This is a genomic window from Candidatus Nitronauta litoralis (genome assembly GCA_015698285.1).
GTDB lineage: Bacteria > Nitrospinota > Nitrospinia > Nitrospinales > Nitrospinaceae > Nitronauta > Nitronauta litoralis.
Window position 1 is genome coordinate 2988732 of sequence record CP048685.1, and the last position, 16206, is coordinate 3004937.

Here is a 16206-nt window from a genome sequence, read left to right on the forward strand (position 1 = left end):
AAAATGAAAATAGAACAGGTTGATGTCCGGGAAATTGCCCTTGAATACGGCACGCCGGTGTATGTATACAGTCTTGAAACCCTGCGGAAATTTATTGACGAAATCAAACCCCTTGCACCGGTTGTCCGTTATGCCATGAAAGCATGTTCGAATATTCGGGTGCTCAAGGAAATGCTTGCCAAAGGGATCAAGATTGACGCGGTGAGCGTGCTGGAGGTGAAGCGCGCATTGCGAGCCGGTTTTTCCGTTGACGATGTGTGCTTTACCAGTGATGTGTTTTTTCATGGAGAAGAAGCGGAGTATTGTCTTGAAAAGGGGATTTACACCAATTGTGGAACACTTGGCATGCTTGAAGAATATGGAAAAACTTTAAAACAGCTGGGACGAGGCCGCGAGGGTGTTTCTATCCGCATCAACCCCGGGGAAGGGGCCGGGCACTCCAAGAAAACGAATACAGGAGGCCCCTATAGCAAACATGGAATCTGGTATGAAAACCTGGATGATGTCAGGAAAATTTGCAAAGAATACGGAATGAAAATAACCGGGGTTCATATTCATATTGGCTCCGGGGGGGATATGGAACACCTCAAACGCATCACAGGAAAGCTTGTTGAGTATGCGAAAGAATTTCCGGATGTGGAGATAATCAATTTTGGGGGTGGTTTGCCTTATCAATACCGTACTGATACCCCCCAGACGGATGTGACTGAATACCAGCCTATTTTGGCTGAACGGGTGAAGGTACTGGAAGAACATTTTGGGCGACCGATTACCTGTGAGATCGAACCGGGCAGGCGCTTTGTTGCCGGTTGTGGTTATCTCATTGGTGAAGTAAGGGCCCTCAATCATACCTTCGATGAATCCGGGAAGCGTCTGGATTACGTTCTGACTAATATTGGTTTCTGCCATTTACTCCGGCCAATGGCTTATGGTTCCTATCACCCCATCTGGTTTGCGGGTGATAATTTAGGTGATGAGCAGGATTTGATTATTGCCGGGCCGGTTTGTGAATCGGGAGATGTGTTGACCCAGGAAAATGAGGAACCGGTGCCACGGAGACTTCCCATGCCGGAGCCGGGGGATATTATTGTCGTGGGTGGTGCAGGTGCATATGGACATGTCATGTCTTCCAACTACAACACTCAGCCCCTGCTGCCTGAAGTGGTCGTCGATGGAGATCAGGCTTTGCTCACACGAAGAAGGCAAACTCTGGATGATATTTTGCAGGAAGAGTGCAATTCCTAGTCAGGACCGACCTGTTATTTCGGTACCATTTTCCCAGATCAAATCACAAGTCAGGTGTTTAGTGGAATTAGGTCAGGCCAGGTTTGATATATTTAAAGGCAAGGTTTAAACCGGAGGCTTAGTGACTTATGTTGACCTGCGAGGTGATGGGTCTTCCGGTAAAATTCCATTATTTAAAGCGTAGCGAATCAGTTCTGCATTGTTATTCAGTTCCATCTTTTCCAGAATGTTTGCCCGATGGGTGCTGACTGTCGTAATACTAACGGAAAGCTCTTCAGCGATTTTCTTCATTCTTCTTCCAGTTGCAATCAGGCAAAACACCTGAAATTCTCGCTCGGAAAGGCGCTCGTGAGGTGATTTGTCCATGTCATGGTCCATAACCTCAATTAGTTTTTCGGCAAGCGATGGACTGATGAACTTCCCTCCTGAGGCTACTTTTCGGATGGCTCGAATCAATTGATCCGGTGCGCTGGATTTTGTTAAATATCCGGAGGCGCCTGCTTTGATCAGGCGCAGCCCATAGTGGTCTTCTGAAAAAATACTGAGGATCAAAACCTTCAATTCCGGGCGGGTGGCTTTTAACTGCAACATGACATCCCACCCGCTTTTGTCGGGCATTTCAATATCCATCAATATGACATCCGCTGTCATATCCTTAAGCTTATCCAGGACCTGATTGCCATTCTCGGCCTCCCCCACAACTTCTATATCCGGATTCTGATGGAGAATATGTTTCAGCCCCTGCCGCACGACAAAGTGATCGTCTGCTATGAAAACCTGTATCTTATTTTTGGATCGAGCCATTTAGTTCCAGAGGAATCGACACCCGAACTCGGGTGCCTTCAGTTGGTTTTCCATAAATATTAAAACAACCGTTCAGAAAATGTGCGCGTTCGTGCATCCCCAAAAGCCCAAGTGAATTTCTATTTATTATCTCATCAGAGTTAATTCCTTTTCCATTGTCCAAAATATCGAGAGTGACCTGTTGTGCATCAATTTCCAAAGCGATCTTGACCACTTTCGCTTTGGAATGGCGGGCAATATTGGTCATGGCTTCCTGAAAAATGCGAAAGACCGCGGTGGTGATGTCTCGGTTCAAATCAAATTGGAGTTGTGGTAAATCGAGGTGGCATTGAATTGCAGTCCGTTTTTGAAACTCAGATGTTTCCCAGCGTACGGCTTCCGCCAGCCCCAGGACATCCAGGATTTGTGGACGCAATTCCGTGGCTATCCTCTGAACAGACTGGATGGTATTGTCAATTAACTTGCTCATTGTTCCGATCCGGTTCCGGGCCTCTCTCGAACCGGCCTTCAGGTCGTGGTGAAAACAGCTTAATTCCATCTTCAATGCCGTGAGGGTTTGCCCCAATTCATCATGCACTTCCCTGGCAATGTGGGTTTTTTCTTCTTCCCGCACTATTTGTAACTGATTGCTGAGTCGCCTTAGTTGTTCCTTCGATTCAATTAACTTGTTCTCTGCAAGAATTCGTTCTTCAATTTCATTTTCCAGATTTTCGTTGCTGGTATGGAGCGCCTTAATCAAACGGTCACGGAATCGTTCAAAGCGAAAAAGGGCAATACCCGTGACCAGGCTAATTAAAAAACACACCGTCATTAAGGTGAATTGGGTTATTTTAAAGTACTGCAAATCCGTTGCAATGAGCTGCTGAAAACGAAGCTTGATTTGATCCGCATTTCTTGTGAAGTCTGAGTATACCTCATCAAAATGATGGTCTATTGATGAGCCGGTTAAGGAGGTTGCGCGATGAGTAAAACGGCGTTGTGCAATTTCGCGAAACTCTTTTAGTTCCTGGATCACGTTTTTTACAATACGGCGCATTTCCTTATCTTTTACGCCTTCCAGCAAGGTTTGAGCATGCCCGTCTGCCTGGTCGAGATATTTTGAGACGGTCTTTGTGTTTTTGGTTGTGTCTCCAGCCAATATCTCCTCTACCCACATATGCGCGACCGCAACATTGAGTTTGATCTCGGTATCCGCGTTGATTAGGGGGGCATACACTGTAATCATGTCGAGGCCTTTTTGAAAACTGAATCCAACCATACCGATAACCAAAAGAGCTAGAATCCCCAGTGAGACCGGAATCCATTTCGGGGTAATTCCTGATTTTCCATGTGGGTAAGAAAGGAGTGTTTTCATGGGTTGGGCTGGTGTTTCGAATGAAATATTAATGCGGGACTTAGTCGTGCTTGATTTTTTAAGAATAAACTACTTTAGCAACCAAGAGCAATCGAACTTCTTCGATTCAAATTTATACATATTTAAATAATCAAGTCCAAATTTCTGTAATGTTTTGCCGTCATGCATTCAGATAAATTCATTGGTGACCCGCCATCCGAAGCCTGGATGTCCGTGGAAAGCTTTGGACATGATTAAATTTTAACTATGATGACCTCAATCACTTTTTCCTGGGCCGGGTCTCTGGCGGTGGCAATATTTTTGTTGGCTTATGCATTGGTGATTTTGGAGGAAAAGACTGATCTGAAAAAATCAAAACCTGTATTAATGGGCGGTTGTCTCATGTGGTTTGTTATCGGGGTATATGAAGCGAGTCAAGGGGGTTCTCATGCGCATGACTTTTTAGAAAACCTGATCGCTGAAATTGGGGGATTGTTCTTTTTTCTACTAGTTGCAATGACATTTATCAATAGCCTGGATGAGCGCAATGTATTTCAGGTCCTCCGTGTCTGGTTGGTGAAACGTGGATTTGGTTTTCGTAAGGTTTTCTGGGCTACCGGGGGTATTTCTTTTGTATAGTCCCCTCTGGCTGACAATATGACCACCGCCCTGCTTATGGCCTCTGTGGCCTTGGCAATAAATGACGGAAACAGAAAATTCATTGTTCCAGCATTCGTAAATATTGTGGTTGCGTCCAATGCAGGTGGCGCCTGAAGTCCATTTGGAGATATCACCACTTTAATGGTGTGGGTGGATGGAAAAGTCAAAACGCATCAATTTGTCTATCTTATGGGGCCGTCGTTGATTAACTGGCTGGTGCCAGCACTGATAATGTTTCCTTTTGTCCCTGACCAAAAGCCAAAACCTGGTCAGGAGAGTATTTCACTAAAACCAGGAGCCCGATGGATCGCTATATTATTCGCATTCACTATTGCGACTGCGGTGTCCTTTCATCAGTTCCTCCATATGCCTCCATTCCTGGGAATGATGATGGGATTGGCTGGTTTGATGCTGACTTCGTATTACCTGAGTCGAATGGAGAGCAAGACTGCTTTAAAAAGTTGTGGGTCCGATGTCGTGATCACCCCTCGTAAAGGATTCGATATTTTCCACCAGATAGAGCGAGTTGAATTCGATACTCTCCTGTTTTTTTTCGGTGTCCTGGTGTCCGTCGGAGCTATGCAGTATTTGGGATTCCTTGTGCTGGTCAGCCATCAATTGTACGGAACCCTGGGTTTTACTGCTTCCAACATCCTAATGGGTGTGCTTTCAGCAGTGGTTGATAACATTCCTCTCATGTTTGCTGTTCTCAAAATGGAGCCCGCCATGGGGTTAAATCAGTGGCTGTTGATTACCTTGACAGCAGGGGTGGGCGGTAGCCTGTTGTCCATTGGTTCGGCCGCCGGTGTCGCGGTTATGGGGGTAGATCGAAAAGACTATTCGTTCTTCAGTCATTTGAAATGGGCTCCGGCTATTCTTGCCGGATACGCTTCCAGCATCGGTTGCTGGTGGCTAATATGCGGAGGAATGTCCTGAAAATCACATATCTAGGAAATTTCCTACAAGAGTTTCGAAAAAATTTGACTCTCAGTATCCAATTTACGCTAGTGGTTATTCGTTAATCTCAGGGTTCTTTAAAAAGAGGCTTATAGGTATCTTGCAAATACGAATTAAGAGGAGAACAAGATAAGTTACCAGGTATTTTTGGAGGACCGCAATGAAAACCAGATTTGATTTTTCGAATTGGAGAGGGGATTTTTCGGGTGGTTTGACAGCCGGAATTGTCGCATTACCTCTTGCTCTTGCTTTTGGTGTGCAATCCGGCCTCGGAGCTGTGGCCGGGGTATACGGTGCGATTACATTAGGTGTTTTTTCTTCACTTTTTGGCGGCACTAAGACTCAAATCAGTGGTCCAACCGGTCCTATGACCGTTGTTGCCATAATGGTCGTGCTGCATTCGGTTGAACGTACCGGGAGTCTGGAAGCGGCGCTACCCCTTGTCCTGGCTACTTTCATGTTGGCCGGTGCCCTGCAAGTGGTTTTTGGATTGGTCCGTTTTGGGAATGCAGTAAAGTTTATCCCCTATCCGGTTATTTCCGGGTTCATGACCGGAATTGCCATCATTACCGTTTTGATTCAGTTGTTTCCTGCAATGGGATTGACAGGACCCAAGATGTTTATAGACATTATCATGGAGTTTCCCGCAGCAATATCACAAGCAAACCTCACTGCTGTGTGGATGACATTGGTAACTGTGGGGATAGTCTATCTTGTTCCAAAGTTTAGCAAGAAGGTTCCAAGTTCCTTATTTGCTCTGATTGTCCTTACAATGCTGGCTCATATTATGGATTTGAATATTCCGGTTATCGGAGATATCCCGCAAGGCTTGCCGGATTTTCACCTGGGAGCGATTCTGGGAATTTCTCTAAAGGATATTATTTTCATCCTGGTTCCGGCAATCACACTGGCTCTTCTGGGGTGTGTCGACTCCCTGCTCACATCCGTAATTGTGGATAACATCAGTAAAACGCGGCATGACAGTAATCAGGAACTGGTCGGACAAGGAATCGGGAATATGATGTCTGCCATTATCGGGGGCTTGCCAGGTGCTGGAACAACAATGACCTCCGTCATTAACACTACAACAGGGGCTCGTACTCGATTGGGAGGGGCGGTACACGGGGTGTTCCTGTTAGCCGTTCTGTTGGGAGTCGGCCAATACGCAGAACATATTCCGCTTGCAGTTCTGGCGGGTATTTTGATCACGATTGGTTTCAACATTGTGGACTACAAGGGGTTAAAGGACCTGTTTAAAATCCCCAGGAGTGAGGCTATGGTCCTGGTTACGGTGATGTTGATGACGGTTTTTGTGGACCTGATAAAGGCAGTCGCAGTGGGTATGGTGCTTGCCACTTTCATTTTTATGAAGAAGATTGCTGAAGTGGGGGAAAGAGAAACGAAAATGTCTCCTTTGGCTGAATTCGCATCAAACCAGGGAGAGAAACCGTTTGGTGCTACGTTCAATATTCCGGAAGAAATGACTGGAAAAGTTTACGTCGAAAGCGTGAAAGGTCCGCTGTTTTTTGGGTTGGCCGGCAAATTACTGGAAAGAATAGATTCGTTGGGCGATGTGAAACTTTTAATTTTTGATCTGGGTCGAGTTCACTACATTGACCAGACGGGGGTCTATGCCCTTGAAGAAATCATCACAAGGCTTCGAGAAAAAGGTATTGATGTGATGTTTATCAATGTGCACAACGAACCTCTGGGCTTATTCAAGAAACTTCATGTGGTGCCGCAACTGGTTCCGGAGCAAAGATGCTTTTTGCAGAATCAACCAGTGGCTATGGCATCCTGAAAATATTTTGCAATAGGGTGGGATTGTATCTATAGAATGGAATCATCCCGTCCCAGCCCCGGTTCTCTCTCACGTCCCTGGAGGTTTGTCAAATCTGGTCCTCCGCAACCACCAGAGGCCTTTTCGCGTATTGGCACGAATTTATGAGCAAGCGAAAATAAATGGGAACATCGGAGACTAAGAATATTCATTTCCGGCTTTATTGCCTGGTGTGGGTCCAGCTCTTTTTTCTGACTGGCGGTTGTGTCGCAAACTTTGCCCGGGCGGCCGACAAACGCCCAGCTTTTTCCTCTTCCCGTTATCAAGAAGATTACCGGTTTCTTCGTGATCCCTCCAGGCGTACAGATATATTTGATCCTCTCAAATATTTCCCGCTCAATGATTCTGAATCAATCGTTTTAACCTTGGGTGGTGAAACCCGGCAGCATTTCGAATTCATAGAAAATAACAATTGGGGTGCAGGTGCTCAGGATAATAACGGTTATTATCTGCAACGTTATTTGGGCCACGCTGATCTTCATCTTGGCAAAAGACTGCGGCTTTTTGGGCAAGTAATGAGTGGCATTTTGTCGGGGCGGAGGGGAGGTCCCCGCGGTGTAGATAAAGATCCTTTTGATCTCAATCAAGGATTTGTCGATCTCGATTTGTTGTCGGATACTCAACAGGCCTTAACAGTACGCGCCGGACGGCAGGAAATTATTTTCGGTAGCCGCCGTTTTTTTAACTATCGTGAACGACCGAACATGCGCCTCAGCCACGATGCTGTGATGGGTATTTTTAATAGTGGCAAGTGGGATATACGAGCCTTTGGGGCCCGTCCGGTAAATCTTTCGCCGGATTACTTTGATAACCAGTCGAGCAATAACAATACAGTCTGGGGGTTATATGCAGTGCGTGACAAATTACCATTGTCCATCCCAGTCAGCATGGATGTTTATTATCTGGGTTTGAATGGTTTCTCTACTTACGATCAGGGCACAGCAGAGGAATTAAGGCATGTCATTGGAACCCGGCTGTGGGGGCAGTGGAAAGCAATCGATTACAATTTCGAGTTCATGTACCAGTTTGGTACTTTCGGTGCCCGCGATATCCAGGCTTACGTTCTTGCCTCGGATACGGGGTATACGGTGCGTTTTAACGGGTCGCGCAAAGTACGTTTGAGCCTTCGAGCCGATTTGTATTCGGGAGATAAAAATCCGGCAGACGGTACTTTGAATTCATTCAATCCTTTCTTTCCCAAGGGCAAGCACATCAGTCAGCTTGCTGCTACCGGCCTAATCAATCAACGTGACCTGCATCCCCGCATTACCATGACGCTAACCGAGCATTGGTCATTCACCACCAGCGCCGAATTCATCTGGCGCGATAGTCTCAACGATGGCATTTATTCCATCGGAAACGGGTTGTTGGTTTCGGGCCGAACCAGTCGCGCCCGTTACGTTGGGACCCAGCCAGAGATGGAGGTCAAATACACTTTTAATCGACATGTCGATCTGAAAGGAATCTTTGTTCACTTTATAGCGGGAGAGTTCTTGAAACAAACCACTCCAGGTAAAAACATAACTTACCTGGGTTCCATGCTCACCTTTCGCTTTTAAATTTAAGCCGGGGCTGGGAGACGGGTTTTCTGGAAGAGTGGGGCACTGCATAAAGTTCAATGAGTTTTTGGAAAGAAAAACCGGGCTAATCAGCTCATCATTATTTTTGAGAAGGAGGACGACAATGAATCCAAATGAGGCGCTTGACATTCTGCGGGAAGGGAACGAGCGTTACTTGAATGGCAATACTCATAAACACGATTTTCAGGCAAGTCGGATTAAGCTGAATAAGCAACGGCCAATCGCCGCAGTGCTTAGCTGCTCGGATTCCCGGGTCGTACCACAGTTTGTATTTGATCAGGACTCTGGCAAACTATTTGTCGTGCGCGTTGCGGGTAATATTGCTACGGCTTACGGGATCGCGTCACTTGAGTATGCTGTCGAATATCTCAGCACTCCTCTGATCTATGTTCTCGGGCACACTTACTGTGGCGCAGTGGATGCGGCGATTAAAGTGGTGAAGAATGATGCGAAATTTCCGGGGGAACTGCCAGGGTTGTTCACACCCATGGTTCGTGCAGTGCATATCACTGAATCTAAAACCGGCAACTTGCTGACGAACGCTGTGCAAGAAAACGTGCGTTTGACCATCGATCACCTGATGAAATCCAGTGAAATCATTCGGACACGAGCGCAATCGGGCAAGCTCCAGATCGTTGGTGGGCTTTACGAACTTTCCAGCGGTAAGATTTCTCTGGTGTCGTGAATGACCGCTTCTGCATTGTAGGCAAACTTTCCGGATTAACTCATCTTTTTAAAGTCGACGATGATCTGTTTCGTACTTTAATGCTTTAACGCCTTGATGCTCACTTTATAAGAAGTAAATAGTTATTTCCAGATTGCTTGGAATCGATGCCAAACCTGTTCCAGTACTCTTTGTTCATCCAGAATAAATTGCTGATCTTCTTATTGAACATCTTCAATCTTGCAAGAGTCATTTGCTTTCCGATTGCAAATTTATCATTTTTCGAATTGTTCTTTCCAGGAAGTCTACAGAGTGTTCTGCTAGTAGACGTTGCCCATCCTCATTGAAATGAATGTCCTGGGGCACGTAGTGAGAATGTAATTCCTCTCGAGACATTCTAAAAAATATCGGGTTGGGGTCGATCACTCCAATCTTGTTTGCCTCTAAAAACTCATTAAATTCTTTGACAGGAAGGTCGTGACGCTCCATATATTGGGTCTCTCCCAAAAAGTGCATGACGATTAATTTACCCTCATCTTCCTCCACCTCCTGTTTGATTTTAAGGATTAGTTTTTTGACGAGATTCCAGGCATCAGAATCAAAAAACCAGGGGTCGTCTAGAGAAGTTGGCTCGTTTATCAGCGGAGTGGACCGTGGTGTGATACCGTCGAGTGCCGGATACTTTTTTAATAATTGATTGTTGATTCTGGGGTTTTCAACTGATTGAGATAGGGCCGGTGTCTCTGTTTCATTTTTTTGGGTCGGTCGTTGTCGCCATTCAGGTCCAAACCACTGGTGAAAACGGCGCTCCAGCAGGTGGTAACGGGTGTGGGTGAACTGATAAAGGGCCACATTATTCCAGAGCCATTGGTTGAACCTTTTTCTTAAGACCTGGACTTTCTCCTTAAACGACTGCGTCGGGTATTCCTCCTTTAAAGGATTGGGGCCCCCACGTTTTAATTCAGAAAAAGAGTTGTCGAGGTCGTTTCCCCAGTAAAAAACAAGCAGGGTAAGGTCTGGCTTATAGTGACGTGCTCTTAAGTGATAGGTTTGAAGTTCTTTCCAGGTGCCGATCCCATTGACTCCAAAGTTTATAAATTCAATTGGTTGATTCAGTCGTTGAGTCAATTTATTTTCCAGGACGGCGTGAAATTCAAAACCATCTTTTACTATTTCACCCGCTACAAATGAATCGCCAAGAACCGCTACCCGGAATGTATTGGGTGGAGGGGGTTTTTCATATTCCTTGTCCAATAGTCCATCAGAATTGGACCTGATAGTTTCGCCATTTTTGTCCTTGATCGCGACAATATTGGGACAATACTGGTTGTCTAACACAGGGTAGTGACATTTGTAACGAATTTGTCTGAGTCCAACGGTTAGTCGGAGAATACCCTCAAGCCCTGCAAGAAAAAACAAAATAGGGATCAGGATGAAAACAGTTTTTTTCTTTAGGGACAGGGGCTTGCTTTTTTCAGAGCTAGGTTTTGGAGTGGGCATATTCGGGGCAGGTTGGGGAGGGAAACTGGGATTGTGGCTGTATTTTAAAAAACCGAATCGATTTTTTGAGCCATCTGCACATCAGCGAGTGTTACTCCGGCCACAGTATGTGTCCAGTAGCGAACGGTGATGCGTTTATAATTAATCAAAATATCCGGATGGTGATTGTTGTCTTCAGCCAAACGCGCGACCTTCCCAACAAAATCGATTCCTTCCATAAAAGAAGGCGCGTGATGGACCCTGTAAATAAATGGAATCCCTTTCTCGTTATTATCCCGCTTCCATTCCGGAGCCATTTCCTTGAGGCATGATTCCAGTTCCTCGTCAGTTAGTGCTTTTTTTTCCACCATTTTATTATTTTATCCTTCTCTTTATGGTTTATTATATTTTTCGAAACGGGTGGTAGTTCAAAAACTTATTATAAAAGATTATGGCGGAAAAACTCACCTCACAAGAAGTTTCTTTTTTGATGCAGGCCTTGAAAGAGGTCGAGATGTTTACTTTTTTAACCGTTGCCGAAATGGATACGCTGATTGGTCAAATGCATAAGGTGGTTATTCCTAAAGGGAAAGTGATATTTAGTGAAGGTGACGAGGGCACAGCCATGTTTATTGTTTTTAAAGGACGAGTGCAGATTGCGCTAAAAAAATGGTTTGGACGGAAACATGAGATCACTCAGCTTAAACCGGGGGAGATTTTCGGGGAAATGTCGCTTGCTACTTTTCGACCCAGGATGGCCTCCGCCGTGGCCCTGGAAAAGTCGGAATGTTTTGTTTTGTTTAAATCCAGCTTTCAGTTTGCAATTGCCAATAATCCGGCTTTTATCGTGCACTTGAAGGAATTGATAGACCGTCGCGGTCTTGAAAACCGAAAAATCTAGTTTTATCCCTCCTTATCTCTCAAAGCTCGGTCCAGTTTCCGTCTCAAGGTAATTTCATGGACCTTGTAGACAAAACTTTCCTTCCCCTCAATTAACAGAACCGGGATGCGCTCGCTGTATTTTTCCATAAGCTCAGGACTTTTCTCTATATCTGATAATTTCAATTCAGCGGGATAATTTTTTATGACCTGATCAATCACTTTCTTTGCAATATCGCAAAGAGGGCAGTCACCTTTGGTCATTAGTTCAAGAGAAAGCATAAGACTACATGCTGTGAGTCATGGTGGTGACGGAACCCCAGATGATGAGTCCGATAAAAAATAAGACCGTAAAAATTAGCAGGGAGGTAGCAATGGGGCGTTTTTTCCAATGAGTTTCCGGAGATCGATCAACAAATGGAACAGCCGCTAGTATTAAAAGGAACACGGGTGGGGCCACAATCAAAAAGGGAACCCAAAGGTTTTCCAAAGCATAGATCCAGACAAATTGCCAGGGAGGTTTGGTCACTTCCATGCCCATGACAGGCTCTTCACCCAGAGGCGGCATGAACAGGAGTGCCAGCAGGCAGATAAGAGTAAATGCTCCCACTCCAGAGCGTTTCAGGTAGGCAAGGTGTTTGTAAAACGGAATAGTTTTTCCCTCACCTTCTTTTTGGCCGGGTTTAGGAGACAGCTTGTGATGTTTGATGTAAAAAATATGGAGACCGATAAACGCTCCACTGATGAGAGGCAAAAGCGAAATATGCCACATGTAGATGCGCGAGAGGAGTGGAACACCCTGCGCAAACCCTTCTGTCAAAGGCGTTCCCAATGGGCCAAACTTGTCAATTGTCCACAGGAAATGAGCCAATGCTTCATAAGCTTCCTGATCCCACTTGAGCACGGTTCCGGTGAACAGAAGACCAGACATTAAGATCAATAAAACAACACCGATCAGCCAGTTGATCTCCCGTGGTTTTTTGTATCCCGCCGTGAGGAACACCCGAATCATGTGGAGCACCATGGTGACAGACAGTAAATCCGCCGCCCAGAAATGGACCCCGCGCAGGAACCAGCCGAGGTATACCTGATCGACCAGATAATGGACACTGGCGTTAGCGCGCTCAGGTGTTGGAACAAAAAACTGGGACAGGAGGAAACCGCTGAGAACTAATACAACAAAGGCACCCAGCGTGATCCCGCCAAGAGAATAAAGCAGAGTGTTGGAATGGTCCGGTACTTCGTATTCGATAGCATCGAAGCCGAGGCGATCTTTAATAGTCTGAATGAGGCCGTTGGCCATAATTACCCTGCCTGCAGAGGTGCGTTATTTTTCAAAGGGGCGTATCAGGGTCAGCAATCCGAACGTGAGGCCCACAAAGACAGTCAGCCCAACTGCCACGCCGTGCCCCGGTGCATCGGATGAAACACTTTCAAAAGATGTCGGTTCAACGTGCTGTTCATGAGATGCCATTGAGTGGCTTTCATCATGTCGGGTTGAGGAATCTACTGGTTCCATTTCGACCAGAGGGTCTTCAAATAATCCAGGTTCAGTGGAAGACAACATGTCTTCATGACCAGAGTGGTCCTCCGCAGCATGATCAGTTTCAATGCCGTAGGTTCCTTGGCCTTCCATTTCTTCTGGATCAATTTCCATGTTGCCATAAGTGGAGGGCTCTTCGAGACCAGCTTCTACTGAAGCCTCAGGAGAATGCCCGTCGTGGTTCCTATCAGTGTTTTCCTGAGTGACCTCTGGCATTGAAGGAGAGGAAGTAGCCGGTCCATGTCCGCCACCGTGTGACCAGGCACTTCCGGACATTAATAAAAAAGCCAGGAGAGTGGCGATGATCATTGCCTGTAATCTAGATTTCTTCATTGATCAACATTTCAAAAGACTGGATTATTTCATCCGTTGCCCAGTCACGGGGACCCACCGCCTTATGGCGGATGATTCCCTGCTGGTCCACGATAAAGGTTTCAGGAACGCCGGTTGTTTTATAACTTTTTTTAGCGACCTCTTCCTTCGGGTCAAGCAGGACCGGGAAATTCAGGTTGTATTTTTCCATAAACGCTGGGATTTTTTCAGGATCCTTGTCCACGCTGATGGTCAACATTTCGAACCCTTTGCCCTTAAACTTGTCGTAAAGTTTCTGCATGGAGGGCATCTCAACCTCGCAGGTGGCACACCAGGTGGCCCAGAAATTGATGAACACCACCTTTCCCCGATAGTCAGATAACTTCACTTTACTACCATGCAATGTGGATAGTTCAAATGACGGAGAGATAAAGGCTTCTTCCGGAAACTCCGTCATTCCAGGTTCGGGGTCAACCCGCTGGACAAACTGAACGAACACCCACATCATGGAAATTGCCAGCAGGGCGTAGGGAATAAAAATCGAAACAGGTTTTTCTTCTATTGCGTAATCCATAGTCAAATCAGGTTTTGTGACCCCGGTAAGGACGATAGAACTTTTCATCCATCTCCGCGACGATGTCGTCCAGGCTCAATTTCTCCTTGTAAAGTTCATAAGCGTAGATCACTTCACCCATGCAGATTCCGCATTTGGAACCGTGTGTGTTGGTGAAGCAGGTCAACAGTGTTTTGTGTCCGTGGTCGCGTTTACAGTAGCAGTAACAGAACTGGCTGTCGATCACTTTCGGGATTTCGGCGGCCATTTTATAGGCTATGGCCGCTTTGCCACTGAACATTTTGTGGCTGAGAATCGGTCGGGTTTCCAACAGTTTTCCAGTTGCCGGTGCAGGTGGACCCCCGGATCTCTTTCTTCTCTTTCCAGAAAGGAGAGTGAATCCCGCCACCGCCAGAGCAACAGCACCCAGTGAAACCGAAGCGGTTTTAATTTTTTTACTTTTTGCCGAAGCCTTACCGGTCTCGGATTTTTTGGATTTCTTTTTGGCCATGGTTGTGTTTTTTGGCAGGTTTGATATGTCCAGGCGAAATGCCTGCTTAAAGTTATTATATCTGGCGCTTGAAGGCCATTGCAAGGAGGGAAACTATCAACCTGTCATCGCCTGGACGGGTACCACCGGCTCAGAATGCGAGGAGAACATCCCAGAAGGAAAGCTCCTGCAATGAGTGTGTTGCGCAGGGTGCAGAAAAAGACACCGTCATAATCCCAGCGTCGGGAGGAAGTGTTGGCTTTGTGTCGGAGTATGGAGACTTTTCCCTGAGATTTCAGCCTCTTGTAGAAATCGAGGTCCTCGCAGATTGGAAGCGGCTGAAATCCGTTCAACTTGTTAAAAGTTTCAACGGTCACAAAAATAGCCTGGTCGCCATAGGCCATATTGAAAGTTCTGGCACGGAAATTGGCAAAATGGGAAATAAGCCGAAGGGACTTTTGCGGGGACGAAATATTGAGGCTGTATGCTCCCCCTACCAGTGTTCCTTCACTCATTATAGACTTCATCTTACAATAACCAGCCCGGTCGAGAATAGTGTCTGCGTGCAGAAACAGGAGGATATCCCCTTGGGCCTTTTGGGCTCCGCTGTTCATCTGACACCCGCGCCCTGGAGGACCTTCAACCCAATGGATTGGGTACCGGTGGGCTATTTTCCGTGTATTGTCGGTACTGCCTCCGTCTGAAATAATAATTTCATCCGGTTCAAGTGAAACCAGGTGGTCCAGTGTGCTGGACAGGCTGCTTTCTTCATTCAACGTGGGAATGATGACCGATACTTTCAAGGATTTGATCCGGTAACGCCCTTTTGGGGGGAGTGGAAGGTCGCTGCAAAAGTTAAGCATAAATTGGCAAATCGATCAAATTATTAAAGTAGATTATTATGTATGGTGGTAATTTGATTTTGGTAGATAAAAATGGTTTATAATAAGCCGTACCCCTGCCCACAGTTTCGTGGCTTTTTTCAAAATTACATACAATGCTAGCTCACTTCATCGACTCAAAACCTTTTCAGTGTGGTTATTTTAATGACCGCTATTCCGTCTTCGAGGAATATTTACTTGAAGATCTGTCCGAGGTGGAGTTTGAATACCTTCTGGTTCACGGGATGAGGCATTTTGGGGAATATTTTTTTCGACCGAATTGTGGGGCCTGCCATGCGTGTGTTCCCATCCGGGTTCGGACTTATGACTACAAAATAAACCGGAGTCAGAAAAGGGCAGTTGCGGCTTGTAAAGATGTCCAAATCAGAATTGGAGCCCCTCGATTCACACCTGAAAAATTCGACTTGTATCTTGCCCACAAAACACGTTTTAAATCCCTTCAGGATGATGTCGAGGATTTACAAAATTTTAAGTTGTCATTTTATGGAAAGGGTTCTTTCGGGGTGGAATTCGAATATTATCTGGACGGCAAACTCATCGGTGCGGCTCTGGGTGATGTGACCCGTAAAACATTTTCTTGTATCTATACATTTTACCAGCCGGATCTTGAAAAGCTGCCTATCGGTACGTTTAGTGTGGTCAAGCAGATCGAGTATTCGCTTGGGCGTGGAATTCCTTATACTTATCTCGGTTATTATATTGCCCAGAATCAATCGCTATCCTATAAAGCCAACTTTCGACCCAGCGAACTATACATCGACCATGAGTGGCGACCGTTCAGGAATGCTGCCGGAGATTTCCTGGTCCCCGAAGACAAGATTGCCTGGAAAAATACGGATACATTGGTAAAGGCTACTTCCCGCCGAAGTATTTAAACGCCTTCCGTCCGGAATAACTGGCAGGTATCAGATAACTTCAAAGAAGAACAGAAAAATCCAGATCACAAGGCAGACGTTGAAGATAAC

At 45.9% G+C, this 16206-nt stretch carries 16 protein-coding genes and 1 pseudogene; 7 read left to right on the forward strand and 10 right to left on the reverse strand.

Features of this window, described 5'->3' with window-relative positions; translation table 11 throughout:
- Nucleotides 1-3: 3 nt before the first annotated feature.
- Nucleotides 4-1245, forward strand: a complete 1242-nt coding sequence (gene lysA / locus G3M70_13605) for a diaminopimelate decarboxylase (GenBank protein ID QPJ62855.1) — start codon at nucleotides 4-6, stop codon at nucleotides 1243-1245.
- A 126-nt stretch (nucleotides 1246-1371) separates the two neighbouring features.
- Here the strand turns inward: lysA and G3M70_13610 are convergent, their stop codons facing one another.
- Together G3M70_13610 and G3M70_13615 are read right to left on the reverse strand one after the other, a co-directional pair.
- Nucleotides 1372-2049 carry a response regulator transcription factor gene (locus tag G3M70_13610; GenBank protein QPJ62856.1) on the reverse strand — a complete coding sequence of 226 codons (678 nt, stop codon included), beginning with the start codon at nucleotides 2047-2049 and terminating at the stop codon, nucleotides 1372-1374.
- On the reverse strand, nucleotides 2030-3403 hold the full coding sequence (locus tag G3M70_13615) for a sensor histidine kinase (GenBank protein QPJ62857.1): 1374 nt from the start codon (nucleotides 3401-3403) through the stop codon (nucleotides 2030-2032). The genes G3M70_13610 and G3M70_13615 overlap by 20 nt, the downstream gene beginning before the upstream one ends.
- Before the next feature lie 249 nt (nucleotides 3404-3652).
- Between G3M70_13615 and G3M70_13620 the strand changes: the two are divergent.
- The 4 genes and pseudogenes from G3M70_13620 (at nucleotide 3653) to G3M70_13635 (ending at nucleotide 9104) form a co-directional block, all read left to right on the forward strand.
- Nucleotides 3653-4978 (forward strand): annotated as a pseudogene (locus G3M70_13620) (sodium:proton antiporter).
- 181 nt (nucleotides 4979-5159) lie between these two features.
- On the forward strand, nucleotides 5160-6800 hold the full coding sequence (locus G3M70_13625; protein QPJ62858.1) for a SulP family inorganic anion transporter: 1641 nt from the start codon (nucleotides 5160-5162) through the stop codon (nucleotides 6798-6800).
- 161 nt (nucleotides 6801-6961) lie between these two features.
- Nucleotides 6962-8398: an alginate export family protein gene (locus tag G3M70_13630; GenBank protein QPJ62859.1), complete on the forward strand. Its 1437-nt coding sequence runs from the start codon at nucleotides 6962-6964 to the stop codon at nucleotides 8396-8398.
- Between the two features lie 250 nt (nucleotides 8399-8648).
- On the forward strand, nucleotides 8649-9104 hold the full coding sequence (locus G3M70_13635) for a hypothetical protein (protein ID QPJ62860.1): 456 nt from the start codon (nucleotides 8649-8651) through the stop codon (nucleotides 9102-9104).
- Nucleotides 9105-9332: 228 nt separating this feature from the next.
- On the opposite strand, the gene G3M70_13640 is transcribed toward G3M70_13635, so the two are convergent.
- Together G3M70_13640 and G3M70_13645 are read right to left on the reverse strand one after the other, a co-directional pair.
- Nucleotides 9333-10583, reverse strand: coding sequence for an SGNH/GDSL hydrolase family protein (locus G3M70_13640; GenBank protein QPJ62861.1), 1251 nt, complete (start codon nucleotides 10581-10583; stop codon nucleotides 9333-9335).
- Between the two features lie 44 nt (nucleotides 10584-10627).
- Nucleotides 10628-10933 (reverse strand): 4a-hydroxytetrahydrobiopterin dehydratase, encoded by a 306-nt coding sequence (locus tag G3M70_13645; GenBank protein ID QPJ62862.1) that lies wholly within the window; start codon nucleotides 10931-10933, stop codon nucleotides 10628-10630.
- Nucleotides 10934-11013: 80 nt separating this feature from the next.
- On the opposite strand from G3M70_13645, the gene G3M70_13650 reads away from it, so the two are divergent.
- Complete coding sequence (locus G3M70_13650) at nucleotides 11014-11463, forward strand: cyclic nucleotide-binding domain-containing protein (protein ID QPJ62863.1); 450 nt, start codon at nucleotides 11014-11016, stop codon at nucleotides 11461-11463.
- 2 nt (nucleotides 11464-11465) lie between these two features.
- On the opposite strand, the gene G3M70_13655 is transcribed toward G3M70_13650, so the two are convergent.
- The 6 genes from G3M70_13655 to G3M70_13680 all read right to left on the reverse strand — a co-directional run bounded on the left by G3M70_13655 (nucleotide 11466) and on the right by G3M70_13680 (nucleotide 15142).
- A complete protein-coding gene (locus tag G3M70_13655) occupies nucleotides 11466-11723 on the reverse strand; it encodes a glutaredoxin family protein (protein ID QPJ62864.1) in 258 nt (85 codons plus the stop codon).
- Between the two features lie 4 nt (nucleotides 11724-11727).
- Complete coding sequence (locus G3M70_13660) at nucleotides 11728-12744, reverse strand: cytochrome bc complex cytochrome b subunit (protein ID QPJ62865.1); 1017 nt, start codon at nucleotides 12742-12744, stop codon at nucleotides 11728-11730.
- Between the two features lie 24 nt (nucleotides 12745-12768).
- The gene (locus G3M70_13665; protein ID QPJ62866.1) at nucleotides 12769-13317 is read right to left on the reverse strand and encodes a hypothetical protein; all 549 of its coding nucleotides are present in this window, start codon (nucleotides 13315-13317) and stop codon (nucleotides 12769-12771) included.
- On the reverse strand, nucleotides 13304-13870 hold the full coding sequence (locus tag G3M70_13670) for a TlpA family protein disulfide reductase (GenBank protein QPJ63817.1): 567 nt from the start codon (nucleotides 13868-13870) through the stop codon (nucleotides 13304-13306). Before G3M70_13670 ends, G3M70_13665 begins: the two co-directional genes overlap by 14 nt.
- 7 nt (nucleotides 13871-13877) lie before the next feature.
- The gene (locus G3M70_13675; GenBank protein ID QPJ62867.1) at nucleotides 13878-14360 is read right to left on the reverse strand and encodes a hypothetical protein; all 483 of its coding nucleotides are present in this window, start codon (nucleotides 14358-14360) and stop codon (nucleotides 13878-13880) included.
- 104 nt (nucleotides 14361-14464) lie between these two features.
- A complete protein-coding gene (locus G3M70_13680; GenBank protein QPJ62868.1) occupies nucleotides 14465-15142 on the reverse strand; it encodes a glycosyltransferase family 2 protein in 678 nt (225 codons plus the stop codon).
- A gap of 194 nt (nucleotides 15143-15336) precedes the next feature.
- Here G3M70_13680 and G3M70_13685 point away from each other — a divergent pair, with 194 nt between their 5' ends.
- Nucleotides 15337-16116 carry an arginyltransferase gene (locus G3M70_13685; protein ID QPJ62869.1) on the forward strand — a complete coding sequence of 260 codons (780 nt, stop codon included), beginning with the start codon at nucleotides 15337-15339 and terminating at the stop codon, nucleotides 16114-16116.
- Nucleotides 16117-16206 lie beyond the last annotated feature (90 nt).